At 36.6% G+C, this 22,728-nt stretch carries 14 protein-coding genes; 11 read left to right on the top strand and 3 right to left on the bottom strand.

The window, feature by feature from the left end:
- Positions 1-13: 13 nt before the first annotated feature.
- From APB85_RS15555 to APB85_RS15510, 10 genes are all read left to right on the top strand, one after another.
- Positions 14-460, top strand: coding sequence for a competence protein CoiA family protein (locus APB85_RS15555; protein WP_041579123.1), 447 nt, complete (start codon positions 14-16; stop codon positions 458-460).
- A gap of 12 nt (positions 461-472) precedes the next feature.
- A complete protein-coding gene (gene tnpA / locus APB85_RS15550; RefSeq protein WP_013073373.1) occupies positions 473-739 on the top strand; it encodes an IS66 family insertion sequence element accessory protein TnpA in 267 nt (88 codons plus the stop codon).
- Entirely contained in the window at positions 739-1,092 is a 354-nt protein-coding gene (tnpB, locus tag APB85_RS15545; protein WP_013073372.1) for an IS66 family insertion sequence element accessory protein TnpB, read from the top strand. Before tnpA ends, tnpB begins: the two co-directional genes overlap by 1 nt.
- A 42-nt stretch (positions 1,093-1,134) precedes the next feature.
- The gene (locus APB85_RS15540) at positions 1,135-1,854 is read left to right on the top strand and encodes an IS66 family transposase (RefSeq protein WP_013073371.1); all 720 of its coding nucleotides are present in this window, start codon (positions 1,135-1,137) and stop codon (positions 1,852-1,854) included.
- 511 nt (positions 1,855-2,365) lie between these two features.
- Positions 2,366-3,604 carry a group II intron reverse transcriptase/maturase gene (gene ltrA / locus APB85_RS15535; protein ID WP_013073370.1) on the top strand — a complete coding sequence of 413 codons (1,239 nt, stop codon included), beginning with the start codon at positions 2,366-2,368 and terminating at the stop codon, positions 3,602-3,604.
- 102 nt (positions 3,605-3,706) lie between these two features.
- On the top strand, positions 3,707-4,468 hold the full coding sequence (gene tnpC / locus APB85_RS15530) for an IS66 family transposase (RefSeq protein WP_013073369.1): 762 nt from the start codon (positions 3,707-3,709) through the stop codon (positions 4,466-4,468).
- Positions 4,469-4,517: 49 nt separating this feature from the next.
- Positions 4,518-5,027 (top strand): hypothetical protein, encoded by a 510-nt coding sequence (locus APB85_RS15525; protein ID WP_013073368.1) that lies wholly within the window; start codon positions 4,518-4,520, stop codon positions 5,025-5,027.
- A 304-nt stretch (positions 5,028-5,331) separates the two neighbouring features.
- The gene (locus APB85_RS15520; protein WP_103294480.1) at positions 5,332-5,673 is read left to right on the top strand and encodes a hypothetical protein; all 342 of its coding nucleotides are present in this window, start codon (positions 5,332-5,334) and stop codon (positions 5,671-5,673) included.
- Positions 5,674-5,804: 131 nt separating this feature from the next.
- Positions 5,805-6,500 (top strand): hypothetical protein, encoded by a 696-nt coding sequence (locus tag APB85_RS15515; RefSeq protein WP_013073366.1) that lies wholly within the window; start codon positions 5,805-5,807, stop codon positions 6,498-6,500.
- A 543-nt stretch (positions 6,501-7,043) separates the two neighbouring features.
- Complete coding sequence (locus APB85_RS15510; RefSeq protein ID WP_041580114.1) at positions 7,044-7,478, top strand: putative quinol monooxygenase; 435 nt, start codon at positions 7,044-7,046, stop codon at positions 7,476-7,478.
- A 158-nt stretch (positions 7,479-7,636) separates the two neighbouring features.
- On the opposite strand, the gene APB85_RS15505 is transcribed toward APB85_RS15510, so the two are convergent.
- The 3 genes from APB85_RS15505 to APB85_RS15495 form a co-directional block, all read right to left on the bottom strand.
- Positions 7,637-8,842 (bottom strand): site-specific integrase, encoded by a 1,206-nt coding sequence (locus APB85_RS15505; protein WP_013073363.1) that lies wholly within the window; start codon positions 8,840-8,842, stop codon positions 7,637-7,639.
- Between the two features lie 536 nt (positions 8,843-9,378).
- Complete coding sequence (locus tag APB85_RS15500) at positions 9,379-10,047, bottom strand: LytR/AlgR family response regulator transcription factor (RefSeq protein WP_057482306.1); 669 nt, start codon at positions 10,045-10,047, stop codon at positions 9,379-9,381.
- A complete protein-coding gene (locus APB85_RS15495; RefSeq protein WP_057482305.1) occupies positions 10,040-13,081 on the bottom strand; it encodes a histidine kinase dimerization/phosphoacceptor domain -containing protein in 3,042 nt (1,013 codons plus the stop codon). Before APB85_RS15495 ends, APB85_RS15500 begins: the two co-directional genes overlap by 8 nt.
- Before the next feature lie 1,602 nt (positions 13,082-14,683).
- Between APB85_RS15495 and APB85_RS15490 the strand changes: the two genes are divergently transcribed.
- Positions 14,684-22,705 (top strand): LamG-like jellyroll fold domain-containing protein, encoded by an 8,022-nt coding sequence (locus APB85_RS15490; RefSeq protein ID WP_083482212.1) that lies wholly within the window; start codon positions 14,684-14,686, stop codon positions 22,703-22,705.
- Positions 22,706-22,728 lie beyond the last annotated feature (23 nt).

The raw sequence follows: 22,728 nt of genomic DNA, 5'->3' as shown, positions 1-22,728 counted from the left end.
ATAAAAGTACTACTTGTATAAATACAGCATAAAATATCCCGTTGCATTTAACCAAGCCAACAAAAAAAATGTTCCAATAGAGAAGGTTACGAAGGATAATAGGTTGAAATTAATTTGTCCTGTGTGTAAGGATAATTTTATAGCTATTATTAATCACCGAAATCCACATTTCAGACATAAACCCAATACTGAGTGCTCCGGCAATTTAGAGTCTTATATACACTGGTTAACAAAAGAGGTTTTTAAACAAATTGGAGAATTGGATATACCTGAACTCTTAATTGATGACCTTCCCGAAAAACATAGGCAAAAATTTCAACTCGATTTTAATGCGATACTAGATACAAATATACCTTACTCATTTCAGGGAGAATTTAAAAAAGGATTAAAAGCAAATCGTATGCGTCCGTCTAAGTGCATCTTTTCTGAGAACCGTGTAGGTTATAATTTAGCAGTCTAAATATACTTAAAAATGACTCGATCTTCTACCTCAGAAATGCGTAAGCTGGTCACCAGCTTTTATGAATCAGATCAAAATCAATCCGCTTTTGCCCGTGCCCATGGAATCAGCAAAGGCAAGCTATCCTATTGGATCCAGAAATTTCCCAGGGAGCAAGTTACAAAACCCGCTAAAAGCAATTTTGTTTCCTTATCGGCCGACCCTTCTACCACACCGACATCCTCCAGGAGTATGCACATCCGTTTAGGTAATGGCGTAGAAATTGAAATTCCCCTGTAATGTTTGCCTTAAGCAGTTCCCTGAATTACCAGTTATATCTTCCTGGTACCGATATGCGTAAGAGTTTTGACGGGCTATGTGGTTTGGTGCTTGGAGAATTAGGTCATAGTCCCCAGGATGGTTCGGTCTATATCTTTATCAATAAAGCGCGCAATAAAGTCAAGTTGCTGCACTGGCAGTCCGGGGGCTTTGTGTTATATTATAAACGCCTGGAGCGTGGTACTTTTGAGTTGCCCGATTACGATGCATCCGTGGGAGGACTCCAGCTGGATTACACCCAACTGGTAATGCTCATAGACGGGGTAGCCATCACTAATATTACCCGGAGAAAACGCTATAAAAAAGCCCAATAAATGCTGGTATATTTTTAACAAGGGTTGTATTTTAGCTACCCGATGACCTACCAGGAGCTACAAAAAGAAAACGAGCAACTTCGAGAGTCCAATGAATTCTTTAAGGAGAAAATTTCCGCTTTGGAAGTGCAACTCGGGCAGCTCTATAAACTGATCCAGGGTTTTAAATCGGAACGTTTTATCCCAGAAATCCTGGAACAGCAACTATCGCTTTTTTCTGAAAAACAAGATGAACCGGGGCAAATAGCTGCACCTAAAGAAACGATCACCTATACCCGGGAAAAACAAAAACACCCGGGACGTGGTAGTTTGCCGGAACACCTTCCGGTGCGGGAAGTCATTCTTGAACCAGAAGAAGATGTAAGCACGCTGAAAAAAATTGGCGAGGAAGTTAGTGAAACCCTGGAATATACCCCGGCCAGCCTGGTTAAAAGACGTACCATTCGTCCTAAATATGCCAGGAAAGACCAGCAAGGGGTACTAATCGCACCACTACCCACGCGTCCTATCGAAAAATCTATTGCCGAGGCCTGCTTACTGGCCTATATCCTGGTGAGTAAATATATTGATCACCTGCCATTCTATCGTCAGATCCAGCGCTTTAAACGAGAGTTTGGGTGGGAACCGGCCTCCAGTACTTTAAGTGACTGGATGGCGAGTTGTTGCCAGCTGTTGGAACCTCTTTATAATACCTTGAAGCAAAAAATCCTTGAAGACGGGTACATCCAGGCGGATGAAAGTGTGTGCCTTGAAGCGGCCTAAAGTAATGCCGCAGGCTGTTAGATTGATGGTGGTAGACCCACCGTAGGGGTTGACAGACAGACCCTACAAACCACCTTGTGGTGCTTTATTTCGAAAGAATGAGGTGCTGAGCGACAAGGAAAAGGCGAGAGAATACTCGTCAGGTGAATTTCAGTGAGCTGAACGAAAGTGAATCACTGGTTAAGTTAAAGTACCGATATCGCCAGATTCTGTCGAAATCGGAGAATTGTGTTTCTTCTCCGAGAATAAAACTTAGTGGCAGTAACCTGAAGTTGACTAAGTGACAGGCGGTACAGAGGTGGCAGGACACTGAAATAGGCGATCTAACGGAACAAGGGAATTTGTACAGGGATGGTAAGGGAAATGCACAAGCGGAAACCCCGTGAGGCAGAAAACCAATGAACTGTACAGAGGCGGACTAAGCCGTAGTACTGCAGAAGTCTCTGTAATGGAGATGGAGGGAAGGGCTTAGCCAGATTAGTTTTATGTAAGACACAACTTTGAAAGAAGGATGATTGATTATTATGAAACAAAACAACATCCAATAACCAAGAAAATGGTATTGGATGCGTACAAGAAAGTAAAGTCCAAAAAGGGCAGTGCCGGAGTCGATGGACAGAGTTTACAGAATTTTAGGGAGAACCTCTCTGGAAATTTGTATAAAATCTGGAACCGTATGACCTCAGGCAGTTATTTTCCGCCTGTTGTAAAGGAAGTTCGTATAACCAAGAAAACAGGAGGCTTTCGCAGTCTCGGAATTCCTACGGTATCGGATCGCATTGCGCAACAGGTGATTAAAAGTTACTTAGAACCCAAGGTGGAAAGCAGTTTTCATCAGAATAGTTATGGATACAGACCCAGGAAAAGTGCGCATCAGGCACTGGAGAAAACAGTGTCCAGATGTGGTTATTACAGTTGGGTGGTAGACCTTGATATTCGTGGATTCTTTGATAACATTGACCATACCCTACTGATGAAGGCAGTAGAAAGGTATACAAAAGAGAAATGGGTGTTGATGTATATTGGAAGGTGGTTGAAAACAGGAGTATCCAGAGAAGGTGAAATCACCGATAGAATAAAAGGTACTCCTCAAGGCGGCGTCATTAGTCCGCTACTTGCCAATATATTTCTTCACTTTGCATTCGATAAATGGATGCAAATCCATCACTCCAATATGCCTTTCGAACGATATTGCGACGATGCCATCATACATTGCACATCAGAGAAACAAGCATATTTCATTAGAGAGGCTGTTTCTAAACGGATGAAAGCTTGTAAGTTGGAACTCAATAGTGAGAAAACTCACATTGTGTATTGCAAGAATCACGTGCACAGCGAAAGTCACAAGAATACAAGTTTTGATTTTCTCGGTTACACGTTCCGCCCCCTCAGACGACCAACCAAAAATGGTTGGAAACTGACTTACTTTCCAGTAATGAGCCACGCCTCAAAGAAAGAAGCAAGGCGAAGACTTAAGAAGGTTGTCAATAGAAAGTTTCGGGGATCCATCCAAGAACTGGCACAGATAATCAACCCTATGATAAGGGGCTGGTATCAATATTTTTGCAAGTATTCGAAATGGACAACCCGTGGACTATGGTATTGGTTAAACAGGAAAATAGTTAGATGGATTAGGAGGTACAGAAAGCGCAGTAGAGTGCAAGCTCGAAAATGGCTAAAAAATGTGTACAAGACTAACCCACAATTGTTTGAGCATTGGAAACCTGTCTTAGATATAAAACCTTACTAATTGTACCGTTAATCTGGAAGCGCCGTATGATGGGAGACTATCACGTACGGTGCTGTGAGAGACTTGGGGTGAAATTCCCCTTGTCTACTCGACCCGATAAAGGTGCTGGATAGTGATAAAAAAGGCAGCACACATCAAGGCTATCAATGGGTCTATCACGACCCCTTGCAAAAACTGGTGCTCTTTAATTACCGCAAAGGACGCGGGCAACATGGTCCCAAGGAACTCCTTGATGGGTATAAAGGGTACGTTCAATGCGATGGTTACACGGTATATGATAAAATCGGGTTAGATCCGGATATTACTATGGCCGGTTGCCTGGTGCATGCCAGGCGAAAATTTGTGGATGCCCGGGACCAGGATCAAGCAAGGGCAGAAAAAGCACTAGCGATATTTAGTGAAATTTATAGGGAGGAACGAGCGATCAAAGAAGCAGCAGCCGGGGATGCAGAGATGCGAAAGGAACTAAGATTACAAAAGGTGCTGCCGCTACTGCAACAGATCAAAACCTGGATCCAGGAAGAACAGTTTAAGGTGTTACCTAAAAGTGCGATGGGGAAAGCCATGACGTATTTTATAAATCAATATCCTAAGTTCGAGGTGATCTTTGAAGATGGCAGGATCGAATTGGATAACAACCTTATTGAGAATGCTATTCGTCCATTGGCTCTCGGCCGAAAAAATTTCTTGTTTGCAGGCTCTCACAAGGCTGCGCAAAATGCGGCTATGTTATATTCCTTCTTTGGGAGTTGTAAAATGCAGGGTGTGAATCCCCAACAGTGGTTAGAGGATACTCTGCAAAGAATACCTAATCATAGCATCCAAAAACTGGAGGAGTTATTGCCCGGCTATCAAAAAGCTTAGCAAGCTTCCCTTGAGAGATACCACAAGAATCCTATACTAAAATATAATTATGAAGAAAGTGACTTATAATGAAAAGGACAATAGTGAAACTTCTGAATTAGCCGGTCTGATCAGAAAAATAGACACTTTAGATGCGCAGTATGTAAATAGGATTTGTGAGGAAATATTTAAACATCAACCTTTCTTCCTAACCGTTCTTCTAGGTTACAGAGCAGATGTTTCCCCGCAGGAGTTGGAAGAAATAATGAAAATTTATTTTTTAATATGGGAGTATTTTGGATCAAACGAAAATCTTCCCAAAAGGAAAGTGACCCAGGCCCAGTTCGAAAAGCTTCAAAGGGGTAATAAGCATATGCTTGATTATAGTGAAGGAGAACCCGAAGAATCCAGAGAAAAGATTTATACAGATACATTGCAGAATCTCCAATCTAAATCCTTGTGGACAGCTGTGCTCTTCAGATATAATAACAGACCAGTACTAATCAATATGGATCGGGAGAACAAAGGAATAATCCTTTTAGGTATTCTTAGCTTTATTCAGAGCTTTGAAACCCAGTAGAGTTTTATAGATGGCAGGGATAGATAAGGAAGGGAATGATGGGGAATATATCTCTACTAGAAATGACCAGAATCCATAACTTCTAAAAACACTGGCTCGGACGGATACAGCAAATCTAACTGATAGTAAAAATTTAGCAATAGAAGGAATAGAAACCGAAAAGGAGTATAATACCGAGCTGGGGAAGGTTAGAATTGACATTGTAGCGACCGTTGGTGATAAAGAGTATTTTATTGAACCATTCTTTTCGAACTCTATAGATGATGATAAGAAGAAAAAATTATCACGAATCAAAAAGCCTACTTTGTCTATAGACCTCGTAGATTTCCTTGATAATTTTTATTTCAATTTTTCATTTGAGACATTGAAGAAATATCTTATTTCAAAAAAAAGTAAAAAGTGGGAATATTTGTCCGAGGATGAATATGGTAGCTATGTAGAGGGTTATCAGCAATATTTATTTGAGGAAATTGAGAGGAATAAATTTTTAATTGATAATCACAATTCTAAACTTGAAAAAATTGCAACCTTAGAAGAAGAATGCGATAAACGTAAGGAAAATATCAATATTCTTAGAAAAGAAATTCGAGAAATAGAAGATGAAATTCTTTCTCTAAAAGATGAACTTAATGTCCCATATTATTAGGAATTATAATAACGGTAAACGGAGCATATTTGGTATTCGCATTCAATCCAACCAACTTGAGTCAGTAAATGACAGGATGTTAAGTTTATTAACGCACTAATATTAATTACTCCTAACCAATTTAATATTCAATGAATAATCGATTAAATAATATAATTAAAGGTGATTTTAAGAATTTCGACCGCTGGATTGAAGTTTTGAACCGGCAAAGGAACTCTTTATTTGATATGGAGAACCAAAGTGAGGAAGAGTTAACAAATTTGACTTACGAAACTTCTGGCATACTTGGGGAAATTGCTGATTTGGCTATAGAATATGGAAATTTTAAAGATGACTTTGATACAAGTAAAATGTACGTGAATTTATATGGACCATCATTAATAATTGAATCAAAAAAGACTGGCGGCACTTATTATTTAGCAACTGATTTAGAAGGGATTTACTTAACAACATCATTTCTTCATGCTGATAACCTGAAAAATATGAGCGATTCTTTTTGGCTAGAACTTTTTAAGCTAAAAAAATTCAGTGGATTTGAGTATGAGGAAAATTCATTTTTCTCAATCGATGTGCAAAGAAAATATCCTGAATTATTTCATACTTACAAAGATACATTGTTCTTAATGTTTAGAAAATTCTTTTTATCGCATACAGAAAAACATAATGACATAGATATTGGAAACTTCAAAGTTAAATGGAAGCCTGACGAGGATTTCAGTAAAATGATTTCGGAAATATGTTTAGCATTTAAATCTATGTATAAAATGGACTATCAATTGTGGAAAATAACTGACTTGCGAATGAAAAAGAATGATACTAGGAAGTAAGCCTTCCTGTTGGTGGTACGGACGAATGTATATGCAAATTTTTAGTATCAATTATTTATAGCAGCTCAGAGGTCACAAACATACCAAAAATTATGAAGGGAGATATACATTATAGTCTTCACTAAAAAGGCCGAGAGAACCAGAGCAATAAAATCTTGCCTAACACTTGAAAAACCATAAAGAATCGTGTAAAGTTTTAATTACTGAATTTCCTTTTCCGGGTGGTTCACTTATGTACCTTGGTAAGATATATAATATGCTAGAAACTCTCGCCTCAGCGCTGGATAAAATAAGCCCCGCCTCATACGGGACTTATTTGCAGATTAATATTAGATAACGCCGTCTTTATCAGCCGCAAGTCGCCCCCATCATCTGCAAGGTGTTGGCCACTCCTTAACCGCTATCTTCAACTTGAATTCAAATATAAAGGACTTTTAAATAACTGTATATTACAAGCTGGGAAACTTAATTTTTTCTAAATTGGTTTTTAACCAGTGAGAATATAGAAATCTAAGGGAGATATAATAAATAAAAATGGGAGTTATGAAGTCATTAAAAATCCAGCTTGCTTTCTTAACAATCATACTATGTTTTTCATCTTGCAAAGAAAATAATGTAAGTAAAGATGCCTTCAGCTCTAAGGAAATGCTCATCAGAATAGCAGAATTAGAAATTTATCCTGAGTACATAGAGGAATATAAGGAAATTTTGAAAGAAGAAGCTGAGGCCTCTGTTAGGGTGGAGCCCGGGGTCGTTTCAATTTTCCCCATGTATCAAACGGAAAACCCTAACCAAATAAGGATTTTAGAAATTTATGCTGATAAAAAAGCATACGAGTCTCATTTGGAAGCACCGCATTTTCAATATTATAAAACCAATACCCAGAGAATGGTAAAATCTCTGAAATTAATAGATATGAAAGCAATTGATGAAGAGTCAATGCCAGAAATATTTAAAAAAATTGACGGACATAATTAGCAGATTTTCTGTTAATCCATTACTGAATATATCTTTAATAACCCTGAAATTAATCTCTCCCGCATCTGTATTTGCAGAAGATATTCTTGGAAATGGAAAGATACTACTGAGGTCACCGGCACCTTTCAAAAAATTTAGGTAATTGCCATCACCTAAATTTAAAAATTGATTACACTATCCAATGCATCATCAGCTTCCTTATGAATAAAATTCGCTTGATAATTTATGGTGGTAGTCACCGATGAATGACGGTAAAGCTTTTGCAGCATTTGAATTGGGATTTTATCCCCAGAAATATTCCCAAAGCTGTGCCGCGCAATGTGCATGCTCATTTTTTTCTTGATCTTTAGTTTTGATGCCACCCTTTTTAGGAGCCGGTTTAGGTTTCTGTTTACACTTTGGGTTCTAATAGAAACTCTATGGGTATCTGATAGGTCTGTGTCTTTGAGATAATCAAAAATTAAATCCTGTAGGGAATCTTTCTTTCGATACTGTTTGAATATAGCCTCAGCCTTTTCTGGTGTTTTAAGGGTTACCAATTTACTGTTTTTGTTCATTCGGTACATTAACCTTCCATCATTAAAATCTGACCATTTTAATTTTAATACATCACCTACCCTGATCCCGGCAAAATAAAAACTGATAAGCCATACATGCACGGCTTTTTGCTGAGGTTCTGTCAGATCGGCGGCATTTTCCAGGCGTTGTATCTCTTTAAGGTTTAAACCAATTTTCTGGGTTTCTGGAATTTTGATCTGAATTTTTCCTTTTCCGAAGGGATACATACCTCTGTCAACTAAAGATTCAGATATGGCAAGATTGTAAATAGTTCGTATTAAAATCAGATAGTTCACTACCGTACGCGGTGAACGCTTTTTATTATGAAGTAAATAGGCTTCAAATTTTTTAAGAAGTGAAACAGTTATCTCATTAAAACCTAATTCGTTTTTCTCTATAAATTTTTTTAGCTTTTTTAAGCGACCTACCTCAGTATCATATTGATGATGTCGATTCCTGTTTTTTAAATTTTCCAGATGCTTATCTGCAATTTCAAAAAAATCGACTTTTTTATTCTGTGTGATTTTCCTTTTTATGGATCTAACGTTTTGGTATTCTTCACTGCTTTCAGCTTCGAGAACTTTCTTATTTGCTTCGGCAATTTTCGATATAATAAAATTGTTGATGTAATTGGCATTAGGATGTTTTTTCCTCACACACCTATTTGTTTTATCCCAGTATTTTTCTTCAATATATTGACCGGTACCCAGAAACGTACTTTTTCTGTCTTTTGTGATCCTAATTGCTATCGGAAATTTATTTTCTGAGTTCTTTTTTTTACGTAAAACTGCTCTAATGGTTGCCATAATAAATACATTGAATTATAAATATAGTAAATTATGGGTACAACATAGGTACAACATTTATTAGTTTCAAGCCTTATTTTTTAATATTAAAAAAAATTACACCAATCATAAATCATTGAAAAACAGGTGTTTTAGGCGCTTTTGAAGGGTGAGGGTTGAAAACTCATAACCCGAAGGTCACTGGTTCGAGTCCAGTTCCCGCTACTAGAAAAGACAAGGCTTCACAGAAATGTGAGGCCTTTCTTTTTTCAATGGGTACAGAATAGGTACAGAATTGTAATGGATCAAGCCTAATGATTGGGAACAAGGCAAAAATTGTAGTTAATCTATATAAGAAGAACTACTCCAAAAAATGGACTAGTAGGAAACAGGTAGGAGACAAGTTATACCTTAGCCTTGAACAAGCTTTGGTGCATTTTTGTACCAAAAATAGTTAAACGGCCAATCGGACTAAACATACCAAACTTTGGCCAAAAAGTTTATTTTGCTCTACCAAAAGTCTTTAATGTCCAAATTAATATAGGACTACAAAAAGGTTAAGAAATTTCTTCTAAAATTTCTTTAGCATAGCTTTTTGATAGTGGAATCCTGCTGTTATTAATGATGATTTCTTTATTATTAAATGCAGTGACACAATCTTTATTAATTACATAAGAACGATGTACCTGTAAAAATGATGGAGAATTCATCTGATCCAAAAAATCTTTAATACTGGACCTTACTAATTTTTCAGAATCCTTTAAATGTAATATTAGATATTGATCCTCTTTTTTGGCAAATAAAATCTGCTCTTCAGAAAGGATAATTTTTTTGTCTTTATCCTTTACAATGATTTGCGACTTATTTTTTATTTTACTTACAGCCAATTCAACCGCAATATATAGATCCTTATTATTAAGAGGTTTCACCAAATAACTGGTCGGTGTTGTAGCAATTGCTTTCTTTATGGTGTCAACATCATTAAAAGCCGTTAAATAGATGAGGGGAATATCTAACTGATTTCCCAGCCATATCCCGGACTGGGGACCTTCTACTCTAATATCTAAAATAGCAATGTCTGGTTTTAAAAAGGCAATCTCGCCAAGCGCAGTTTCTGCATTTGTTGCCATTCCGCAAATTGTAAAACCTAGATCCTCCAACGTCTGTTTTAGAAGCTCCTGGGTTATTATTTCGTCTTCTAAAATATATATTTTTATGCTATTCATTTGTGGGAAAAAGTAAAGTTAATTTAAAATTAGTAGCGTTTTCGATCTTTAAATCTCCTTTTAATTGCTTGTTCATCATTTCTATTATTTTCATACCCATAGACTCTTTCTGGCTCTCTTGTTTTTTAAAACTACCATTGTCAAAATATACAAATACATACTTGTTATCCCGCTTTTCAAATTTTATAAAAATTTCCGGATGCTCTGTTTCCTGGAAAGCATGTTTATTTGAGTTATTTATTAATTCATTCAGTAAAAGAGCAAAAGGGGTGGCTTGTTTGATGCTTAATATGGAACCGTCTATGTCTAAACGGTACCTTGCATTAATAGGAAAAAGCTTTTTGTAGTAAGCAACACTTTTTTCTATATTCTCTCTAACAGAAATAAGATCCTGATTGTTTGAATTATATAACAGGTTATGAATACCGGCTATGGATTCGATCCTACTTTGGCTATCCTGCAATTTTGCTTTTAATTCCTTATTAGTGCTTTTTGCCATCTGCAGGCCAAGTAGTCCGGAAACAATTTGAAGATTATTTTTAATCCTATGATGGATTTCTAACATCATAGTATTTTTAGTTTTGGCATCATTTAAGGCAATTTCATTTTTAGCAAATAGCTCCTGTTTTATTTTATACTGATAAAACAAATACAGAATAGTGAAGGAAGCAGAAAGAAAGAGTAATAAAGCAAACCACCAGGTTCTATAAAAAACTTCTTCCGAAATTATTTTAAGAGCAATCCTTTCTCCTAATTTTTGTTTAGAAATATTATAAGCTTCAACTTGTAATACATACGTTCCTGCTGCCAGATTTGCATATAGTAGTTCTTTTCCAGGAAAGGTGGTAAACCATTGTTTATCACTTTCGTAATTCAATAAACGAAATCGGTACTTAATATCTTGAGGGTTTGTCTGCCCTAAAACAGATATTGTTGCTGAAAATCTTCTGTATTCTGAAGGCAATACAATCTCGCTGGTCTTCTTTAAAAAGTCGGGGGAGGTATTAATCATCCATTGACCCTTATCTGAATTGAAAAATGAAATTGACGTAAATTGAGGTTGAATATTGAGATTTTTTTCAACCAATTCTTCGGGCTTAAAATAGCTAAGACCTTTATAACTCCCCATTAAAATACTGCCATCCTGCTCATCTTTAAAGGTGCTGAAACTATTACCTTTAAGCTCATAAACTCCATCTTTGGTAGTATATCTAATAATTTGTTCAGAAGATGGATCGAAAGAAACAATTCCTGCATACGTATTTAACCATAAAGTACCTGTATCATCTGCAACCATACCAAATATGGAAGCGTTTAATTCATCTTCGTAAAGCAGGTTTAATTTTTTAGTTGCTGTATCAAATGTATAAATTTCACCAAATTTTGTAGAAAGCAGAATGCCGTAATCATTCAGGTAGTTTATAGACAACAAATCATGTGTTTCTACATTTTCAAATTCATAGATATTAAAGCTGCCATTCTCGTATTCAAAAATTCCCTGTATGGTGTTTGCATAGAGTCTTGAACCATCTGTAGCAAATTCCTTTACTTGTACAGTGTCTGTTTTTGCAATTTTAATATAACTATGTTCTTTAAGGTTGTATTTATAAATGCCACCGCTTGGATCTGCCGTAAACAGAGTGTCTTTTAGTTTTACAATTTCTCCACTATGTATTTTTATCGTTTTATCCTGAACTATCTCATAATTTGAATTCAGGGTGTATAGATTATTAGATTCCGCAATTATAAGATTGTTGTCTTTTCCATTGAAAATATCCCTGGAATAATTAATGTTTAGCTCGGTAGTATCTGATAGAATTTTTATTCGTTCTTCTGTGTTTTCCTTTACGTCTATCTTATAAAATCCCTCTGTATCTGTTGCTATGACATACTTGTTTTCCTTCAGTTTTTTAATTGATCGGACGCTTTTATTTTTTAAAAAAGTTTTGATTTTACCTTTTATAAAAGAATAGGATTCTAAGGTGTTTTCGTTGAGAACTACCAGGTCTTTTGTAAACTCATTGTAAGCGAATTCTGAAAAATTCTTTACTTTAATTTTAGTAAGTAACTCCTTTTGAAAATCTTTAAGGCGATACAACTCCATTGCTGTATAGTCACCCATAATCTCTGTTGAAAAAGCATAATTAAAATCTGACGTAAACTGCAATTCTTCATTTTTGCGAAGAATGCCATCAGTATTAGGTACTTCTACGAATTTGTTAAATTCTTTATTGAATTTAAACGCGTTCTTATAGTTATCCACATAGGTGTAAAAAGCATCACTGACTTTAAAAGGGGTGCGTATGACCGTCGGATAAAAATTAATTCCATTTGTGGTTTCAAAATCACTTTCCGCTATTTTTTTTATGAACTTTCCCTCTGTATTTAAAAGAACTCCCTCTTTTTCAGTTTGTAATTTAATCAGTGTAAAGTCATCCATTGTTATTGGATCAGCTAAAACCGGTTGAGCAACTGGTCTTGTAAAGGGTGTAGAATCAATAAACCTTAAACTCAAATTATCAAGGATGGCACTATAAAATTTTTCGTTTGACGTAAGCACAATATGGTTTGTATCTGCTCCAGTAAAAGCTTTAGAATTTAAATAGTTTTTGTTTAAGTCGTTATATTCTTTGACAGCTTTGATCTCTAAGGTCTCTGTGTTGAGAAAAAATATATCAGCCCGTTCTGCCTGGTAATATAGTTTTAAATAAAGGCCGTTGGCCGTCTTTTTAATAAAGTGGCCTTCTCTAATTTTTTTATTAGAGGTATCCGGTAATTTTAGCGTGAAGAAATGAGCCCCATCAAAACGTTGGATAATTATTTCTTGCTCTCCTAAAATATATTCGTTCGAAAGCTTGTTCTGCCCCACAATCCACAGCCAGCCTGTTGTATCGTAGATAGAGTGGAAGGGACGGGAGATTAAATAACCGTCTCTAAATGAAAAGGTGTTTTTATTAACCAGTAGAGAATTATCTTCCTGACACCAAAGTGTAACTGAGAAAAGTAAAAGGAATAATGAAAATAATTTTTTCAAATTTTGATTTAAAGAATATTAGATCAAATGTAAAGAAGCAGTATAGTTTTTTTAAGAAAAATATAAAATTATTTGATAAAACAGTTTTTCTGAAGCATTTATAAATAAACTGGGTTCACTTGAACTGAAAAATGTTTTATTATAACGATTAATCGCTAATTTAAAAAGCCATAAATACCGCAAAAAAATTCTGTGTATTCTTTTCTTATTCTAAAGCTAAGCCCAACTTAAATTTTAAAAAATATAGCGAAATACTTGGGAGTTTAACAGGTAAGTGAGTAGATGATTAACGCTGTTGAATTTAGTTATTATTAATTTTTCAGGTTTAAAGAATGTAGGAAATGCCTTTATTTTCTATAAAAATAACCGTTCACGACAAAAACGGGGCTGTTCACGACATTTTTTTTAGGGCCTCCTTCTTCTTTTCTACTTTTGACCGTAAATCGGGGATATTCAACCATCATACGTTTTGATAAGATAAGTACTTAGGATATTCGAAAGTTACTGTTAAGCACACTGCTCGAAGTCAAGTTGGAAGATGTAGCGAAGCACTTCGCATCTATTGAGTGAGTAGAGAATATGATCTCTGATTATGAATGAATCTTGATAAAATGGGGCAAGCTAATGAATTACCGAACTCTCTCAGCTGGAGAGAGAAGGCTCTTTTAGAGGAGCAAGTAAGTTTAATTAATTATAACAACCACGAAAAATCACTAAAAGATAAGTTTAGTAGCATAGTTCATAAAATAGAGCTATAAACTTCTTAATGATATGATTTGGGGATTAATTCGATTATGCATGTTGGTGATGTATTTTCATTTGGGGATAGAAATACATAGGTGTTAAGCATAATATGCTTTCGGATTAATTTTAAAACCTTTCAGTTCGCTGAAAGGTTTTTATTTTTTATAGCGTTTATGAATTGAATGCCAACAGTAGATTTGTGATCAAAAACACAATTGTCTTATGTTCGGAAAATGTAAGAATTCTCTTTCATTTTTATTAAAAATTTCCATTCACGACAAAAAAGTAACCGTTCACGACATTTATTCTTAGCGCATCTGCTTCTTTCCTACTTTCGTCGTTACGTAATCAAAATAACTCTAGAGCAACTGAAATTTAGCGTCTGTATGATTATAGGATTACTAAAATATAAACGCAATATCTTAATACAGAAATTATTTTTTTATTACTCAAGTGCCAATTCAACGTGTTAATTTTATTTGTCAGATAATGAGCGAGTAAACTTTTACGACGATGTAATTTAACGAAAAAATGCTGCATTTTGTCGAAAAATTAACGTCTCTAATTAATACCGTGTAGTGCTAAAGAATTGTTAAAGAGATTGTTGCCTCATATTTGAGATTTGAAAGGGGTAAAACCCCCTAAATTTCAGTGTTTTATATCTTTTTGGAATAGTTATATTTGATGCGTTTTAAGGAAAAATTAAGAGTTTCTATTGCATTTATATTCCAATTCTACTTATCCAGAGATTTTATCTCTTAAAAATTTCTATGAAATAGAAAGGTCAGAATTTGGAAGCTTTTGCTTTGGTTGCCCAATTTTAAATCTAAAATCTATCTACTAACCAAACCATTCTAAATGAAACACAATTACTTTAGCAACTTATTCCAAAGAAGAAAATACCCGTTATTACGGTTCGTGCTCTTTTCGCTTTTAATGAGTATTACCTTCGCTGGTTTTGCCCAGAGCGAAGGCACTGATTTTCCTAATTCACCAACTACGAATTCAGCATTTACTTATGTACTTGCAGAAGGAGCAAATACTTTTTCAGGTTCTGTAAATACGCCAGGTGATGGCCAGGATAATTGGCAAATTCAACTTCCTTCTGGAATGGAGATCACATCTATTGAATATTCTATTCAAAATAATGCTAATATAAGCGCTGGTTTCTTTGCATTTGGTCCTAATCAAGAAGCTTTTGCTCAATTTGGTCCAAATTTTTCAGGAACTATTAATTCAGCCAATTTCTTTAATCAGCCAGGAACTTATGCGGCAGCTAGTGTAGTCAATATAGCCGCAAATGCAGGTTGGAGTGTGACATTTAATGTTATTGGACCCCCTCCTTGCTCATCTCCCGATACGCCAAGTCTAAGCCTTTCCGAAAATAATATATGCCCAGGAACTTCTACCACAATCAATATAAGTGGTAATCTGAACGATGCTACAGAGTGGGTTATTTATACAGGCTCTTGCGGAGGTATCGAGGTGGGTAGTACGGCTGGTACTTCTTTTGAAGTAACTCCGCCAAACGGGGATACTACCTATTATGTTCGTGGAGAAGATGGTACAGGCTGCGTAGATGAAACTTCAGGAACCTGCGCTACAATAACAGTAAATGCGGGAGATAATACTCCGCCTTCAATTACTTGTCCTACTGATATTGAGATTGACAATGATGCGGGAACTACTGTTACTTTTAGTACCCCTGTAGCAACAGATAATTGTGATATACCGCAACCGGCAAAAGCAAATTTCACCTCCTTAGGGGTTTTTAATGGTAAATACTATTATATTTCCGATAATTCATTCACCCCGGAAGCAGCATTCTCCGATGCTGAGTCTAATGGCGGAAATGTGGTGACTATAAATGATGCATCCGAAAACAGTTTTATAAACTCGGTTATAAGTGTACCATCTGTAATTATTGGTCTTACTGATAAAGAAGTAGAAGGACAGTTTGCTTGGGTTAATGGAGAAGCTGTAACCTATACTAATTGGGCGCCTGGCGAACCGAATAATAGTAATAATGAAGATTATACAGAATTATATTCCGGTGGAAATTGGAATGATTTGCCCGCTTCTATATCAAGGCCATATATTCTTGAAGTTAGTTCAGGAGTAATTCAAACAGCTGGTCTTCCTACTGGGAGCGAATTTCCAATAGGAACTACCACTAACACTTTTAAAGTAACTGATGCAAGCGGAAATACATCTACCTGTAGTTTTGATGTTACCGTTAATGATGTGGAGGCCCCTACAGGTTATTCGGTAAGTATAGATCAGTCTGAAATTGATGAAAATAACCAAACAGGTGTTAGTTTTACTTTTGTAGGTGCAGAAGTAGGATCTACCTATAATTATACCTTTAGCAGTGATAACGGCGGAACTAACGTGACTGGTTCAGGTACTATTACTGCGGCAACAGATCAAGTTACAGGGATAGACCTTAGTGGTCTTGAAGATGGAACAATCACTTTATCTGTAACACTAACCGATGCAGCTTTAAATGAGGGAGCTGCGGTGACAGATACTAAGCTTAAAGCTACTAATCAAGCCCCGGTTGCAGTATGTAAAGCATTTACTGCGCAATTGGATACTTCTGGCAATGTTACTATTTCTCCAAATGATGTAGATGGTGGATCAAGTGATGATAAAGCAGGATTTATTTTATCAATAGATAAAGAAACTTTTGATTGTTCTAATATAGGAGAGAATACGGTAGAATTAACAATAACCGATTCAGATGGTGTTAAAGATACTTGTACCGCTACTGTAACGGTAGAAGACAATACTGCTCCCACGGCAATTGCTAAAGACATAACTGTTCAATTAGATGAAAATGGGAAAATTGTAGTTGAACCAGGAGATGTTAACAATGGGTCTAAGGATAATTGTGAAATTGCAAGCTTAGCATTTAAGGAAAATACTACGGTATATGCACAAGTTGATGAAGGCCAGAATCTAACAATTACGCTTCCTGAAGGGAAAGTAGTGACATCTGTAGATTTTGCAAGTTATGGAACTCCCAGTGGTAGTAATGGAGATTATACTATTGGTTCTTGTCATGCCACAAATTCAAAATCAATAGTGGAAGATTACGCTTTAGGCGAGAATACTTTTACTATTCCTGCTACTAACACTGTATTTGGAGATCCATGTGGAGGTACTTATAAAAGACTTTATGTGGTAGTAAGTTATGAAAACCCAAACACAGGGATGACTTTCACCTGTAATGAGTTAGGCGATAATACAGTTAATCTGGTCGTAACCGATGTTAATGGAAATAAATCTGCTGCTACAGCAACAGTAACAGTTGAAGATAAAACGGCACCAAATGCCATAGCCCAAGATATCGCCGTTCAGCTTGATGAGAATGGCGCGGCTTCAATTACTGCTGCTCAAATCAATAATGGTTCTTCTGATGCCTGCGGAATTGACAGCATGGCCCTTGATGTCTACGACTTCGATTGTTCAAATGTTGGCGCTAACGCCATTACTTTAACAGTTACTGATAAGAATGGAAATATTTCTGAGGCCCAGGCAACCGTTACTGTAGAAGATAAGATAGTTCCTATAGCCAAAACTCAGGATATCACCGTTCAGCTTGATGGGAATGGCATAGCTTCGATCACTGCAGATATGATAGACAATGGCTCGAATGATATTTGTGGGATTGCTGAACTTAGGCTTGACGTGGTAGATTTTAACTGTGATAATATTGGAGAAAACAATGTAACTCTTACAGTAGAAGATAATAATGGTAATATCTCTAAGGCTACTGCTACGGTAACCGTCGAAGATTTGATGCCACCTACCGTTAATACTCAGGATGTGACCGTATATTTAGATGAGAATGGACAGGCTTCAATCACCGGTGATTATACTGTAGGACCTGTTGCCGGTCAGCTTGAGCCTCAAAATAGCGCTAGTACAACTGCTGCTGTAGATTGTGATTGTCCAGAAGGTTATGTGGCCGTTGGTTATGAAGGCTCTTCAGGTTGGATTTTAGATGATTTCAGATTGATGTGTAAAGAAGTATTGGCAGATGGTAGCCTGGGAACAGAAATAATTGAAACCTGTTTCAGTGGCTCTCAAACCAGTTTAGGAAACACTAAAGTTTTAAATGATAATGAAGTCCTGGTTGGATTCCAGGTTATAGATGGAGATTATCAACATCAGCAATCCTCCAGAACTCACGTGAGTGTTCAGGGATATGGAAAGTCTTTAAAAGAAGTAGCCAGAGGAAGACTCAATAGTACTGAAAATACTGTTTTAGGGGCTATAAGTGGTTCTGGAACAGGAACATCAAACTTCGTGACCACTACTAAATTTGCTCCTGCTGGTCAGGCCATTGTTGGAATGTCTGTAAATCAAACTTCTGGATATTCATCATCCGTAAGTTTTAAGTACGCACCAATTAATACCTTATTAAGTATAAATAATGCATCATTTGATAATTGTGAAATCGCTTCTATTTCCGCAGATGCTTACGATTTTACCTGCGAAGATGTTGGTGAAAATACCGTAACGCTAACGGTGACCGATGTGAACGGTAATGAATCTTCTACTGCTGCAACAGTAACTGTAGAAGACAATACTGCTCCCACGGCAATTGCTAAAGACATAACTGTTCAATTAGATGAAAATGGGATGGCTTTTATTACTCCGGAAATGATCAACAATGGAAGTAGTGACAACTGTACTAACCCTGATGCTCTTAGCTTTAGTTTAGATAAGACTGAATTTAATTGTGAAAATATTGAATCGAATAATCCTTCGGCTATCGATTTTATCAGTGAAAATAACTCCTATTTTTCTACAGATGCAACAGCTAATATTCCTGTAGGTACTCAGGAAAGAACCATTAGTTTATGGGTCAACCCCGATGTTTCTGATTTTTGTTGGGGATGTTTAGTACAGCAAGGAAATGGTGATTGTACCAGTAAAATGTTTGGACTGGGAATGAATGAAAATAATAAACTTGTTTTCTGGGGAGGTTGTGATGATTACATTTCGAACCTGGATATTCCTAATGACACATGGACTTACATTGCGATTACCTTTAAAAACGGATTGGTTACGCTATACGCAAATGGAGAGTCTGAATCATTCCCTAAGCCCAATATAAATACCACAAGTAGCAAATTATTCGTGGGGAGGGAAACGGTAAATAACGGAGCTAGTTTCAGAGAAAATTTTGATGGGCAAATAGATGAGGTTAGAATTTATGATAGAGCATTAAACGAGTTAGAAGTTGAAGAGGATAAGGCAAGTCTGGCCCCTTTAAATGGAGTGGTAAGCAGTTATACTTTTGATGATAAAAATGGTACAGATATAAACGATGAAGAAGGAAATAACAATGGAACTCTCGTTGGTTCTAATGAAGAGAATTTTGTTGAAGGTATTTTAAAGCAAAATCAGGTAACACTTACAGTTACCGATCAAAACGGGAATTCCGCTACTGCTACTGCAATAGTAACAGTAGAAGACAATATCGCTGCCGAAGTATTGACTCAAGATATTACAGTTCAATTGGATGAATTGGGAATGGCTACCATTACTCCAGAAATGATCGATAATGGATCTAACGACGCTTGTGGTATTGAAAGTCTTGGTTTGGATATTACTGATTTTACCTGTGAAAATATAGGTGAGAATACAGTAACTCTAAGCGCTACCGATGTTAATGGCAATGAATCTTCAGCCACTGCAGTTGTTACTGTAGAAGATAATATCGCTGCTGAAGTATTGACTCAAAATATTACGGTTCAACTGGATGAGCTTGGAATGGCTTCTATTACCCCAGATATGATCGATAATGGGTCAAACGATACCTGTGGTATTGAAAGTCTTGGTTTGGATATTACTGATTTTACTTGTGAAAATATAGGTGAAAATATAGTAACGCTAACAGCTACCGATGTTAATGGGAATGAATCTTCAGCAACTGCTTTGGTAACCGTAGAAGATAATGTAGCTCCTATAGTGGAAACTCAATCTATCACGGTTCAGCTTGATGCTAATGGAGTGGCTTCAATTACCCCAGAAGATATCGATAACGGTTCTTCCGATAATTGTGAGATTGATACGATAAGTTTGGATATCACAGAATTTAGCTGTGCTGATGTAGATAATCCCGTAGCTGTTACCTTAACGGTAATTGATGTAAATGGAAACGAATCTTCAGCTAGCGCTACGGTAACAGTAGAAGACAATGTAGCCCCTGTAGTGGAAACTCAATCTATCACGGTTCAGCTTGATGCAAACGGAGTAGCTTCAATTACTCCTGAAGATATTGATAACGGCTCTTTAGATAACTGTGAGATCGACACGATGAGTTTGGATATCACAGAATTTAGCTGTGCTGATGTAGATAATCCTGTAACTGTTACCTTAACGGTAATTGACGTAAATGGCAATGAATCTTCAGCAACTGCTACGGTAATGGTAGAAGACAATGTAGCTCCTGTAGTGGAAACTCAACCTATCACGGTTCAGCTTGATGCAAACGGAGTAGCTTCAATTACTCCTGAAGATATCGATAAGGGTTCTTCCGATAATTGTGAGATCGATACGATGAGTTTGGATATTACCAGCTTTGACTGTGCTGATGTCGATAATCCTGTAACGGTTACTTTAACGGTAATTGATGTAAATGGGAATGAATCTTCATCAACCGCTACGGTAATAGTAGAAGACAACGTAGCTCCTATAGTAGAAACTCAACCTATCACGGTTCAGCTTGATGCTAATGGAGTGGCTTCAATTACACCGGAAGATATCGATAACGGTTCTTCCGATAATTGTGAGATCGATACGATGAGTTTGGATGTCACTGAATTTAGTTGTGTAGATGTCGATAATCCTGTAACAGTTACCCTAGCGGTAATTGACGTAAATGGGAATGAATCCTCAGCAACCGCTACGGTAATAGTAGAAGACAATGTAGCTCCTGTTCCTGATGTTGCTGAACTTCAAGATGTAATAGTAAAATGTGAAGTTCTAACCGGAAGGATTACTGCCCCAACAGCTACAGATAATTGCGGAGTATTGACTGCGACAACTTTAGATCCGCTGACTTATAACGAACCAGGATCTTATACTATTACCTGGAATTTTGATGATGGAAACGGAAATACCGCTATGCAAACGCAAAACGTGATTGTAGAACCGTCACCGTTAAATGAGGTAACTTTTGATGACGCAAATTTTGTGTATAATGAAAGTGAACATAGACTGGAAGTAAAAAACCTTCCTGAAGGTGCTTCTGTTGATTATACTATTTCTTCTGAAACTGGAACACAAAACGGGGCTATAAATGCAGGGGTTTATACAGTAACGGCAAATCTTTCTTCAGGAATTGAAACTTGTCCAGATACTGAATTGACTGCTACCCTTACTATTTTAAAAGCAGAGGCAATGATCACTGCAGACGCTACACAAACGTTCACTTATGACGGAACGGTTAAGAATGTTGTAGCAGCGCTAAATCATTCAGAAAGTGATTTGACCTATACTCCTGAAGAAGGTTTTATCGAAGTAGGAATATATCCTATAACTATTTCTTCAGCAGAAACAGAGAATTACCTTGCCTCTACAAAAGAAGTGTCTTTGGTAATTGAAAAGGCTGAAATTACGGGAGTAACTTTTGAAGGGAATACTGAACCTTTTGTTTATAATGGAAATGAACAGAGTATTTTTGTAACCGGTCTTCCCGAAGCTGCTACGGTAACGTATACCAATAACGGGAAAACTAATGCAGGTACTTACACGGTTACCGCCACAGTGAGCCAGCCTGGATATGAAGATCTGGTGCTAACTGCGAATATGTTAATTGAAAAAGCATCGCAAAGCATCACTTTCAATGAACTTGAAGATTTAGATCAACTAACAGATGAATATTTACAATTAGATGCAACTTCAACTTCGGGCTTACCTGTAATGTATTCTTATACCTATGAGACAGAAGATCCTGCTGCTACAGTTGGTCCTCGAGGATTTGTAAGAGTTTTAGGTGGAGGGCAAATCACTATTACAGCTACTCAGGCAGGAAACCAGAATTATGAAGCTGCTGCTTCCGTGGTAAGAACGCTTACGATAAGTGGCAGTGAAGCTCGATTAGTTAATGCGGTTATCAACGGAACTCCTTATTCCAATCCTAGTGAAGATATTTACTATCTCATTGGTTGTGGAAACTCCGAAGATGAGGTTCAAATTGAACTGGAACATAATCTAGGGGCAACAATAGATCGCGATAATATCTTCACGATGAGTACACCGGTTCCTGGTATTTACAGAGAAACGGTAATAGTAACTTCAGAAGATGGAAATTTAAGCAGAACCTATAACATTACAGTAGAGAAGAATTTCAATTTCGAGGATATCGTAGTTCAGAAATTTAACAATGTATTACTGGTTAATAATAATCCTGAGACCAACGGCGGGTACAAATTTGTGAGTTACCGCTGGTATAAAGATGGTTCCGTAATCGGAAATGGTCAATACTATTCCGCAGGGAATAATGCTGATGATCAACTGAACGCTGATAGTTCTTACTACGTGGTAATGGAAACTGAGGATGGAGAATTTTTAAGAACCTGTACTTCTGCGATTCAGTTAAGGAGTTCTTTAAATGTTGCTTTAGCACCAAACCCGGTTAATTCTGGAGGAACTATGGAACTTTTAGCAGATTTCCCTAAAGACGAACTTGAGACTATGAATCTTTCAATACATAATCTTAACGGAATGCTTATTAAGCAAATGAAATCGAATAATAAGAGTACAAGCATAGCTTTACCATACAATCTTGAAATGGGAGTCTATATTCTTAAAATTGAAACTAAGAATATTCGTAGATCTCTCAAATTCATCATAAAATAAGGCGCTTTGTACTTTTTGAAATT

The sequence above is a fragment of the Salegentibacter mishustinae genome (assembly GCF_002900095.1).
GTDB lineage: Bacteria > Bacteroidota > Bacteroidia > Flavobacteriales > Flavobacteriaceae > Salegentibacter > Salegentibacter mishustinae.
Note: the sequence above shows the minus strand (reverse complement) of the source record. Positions and strands in the feature narration are given on the sequence as shown.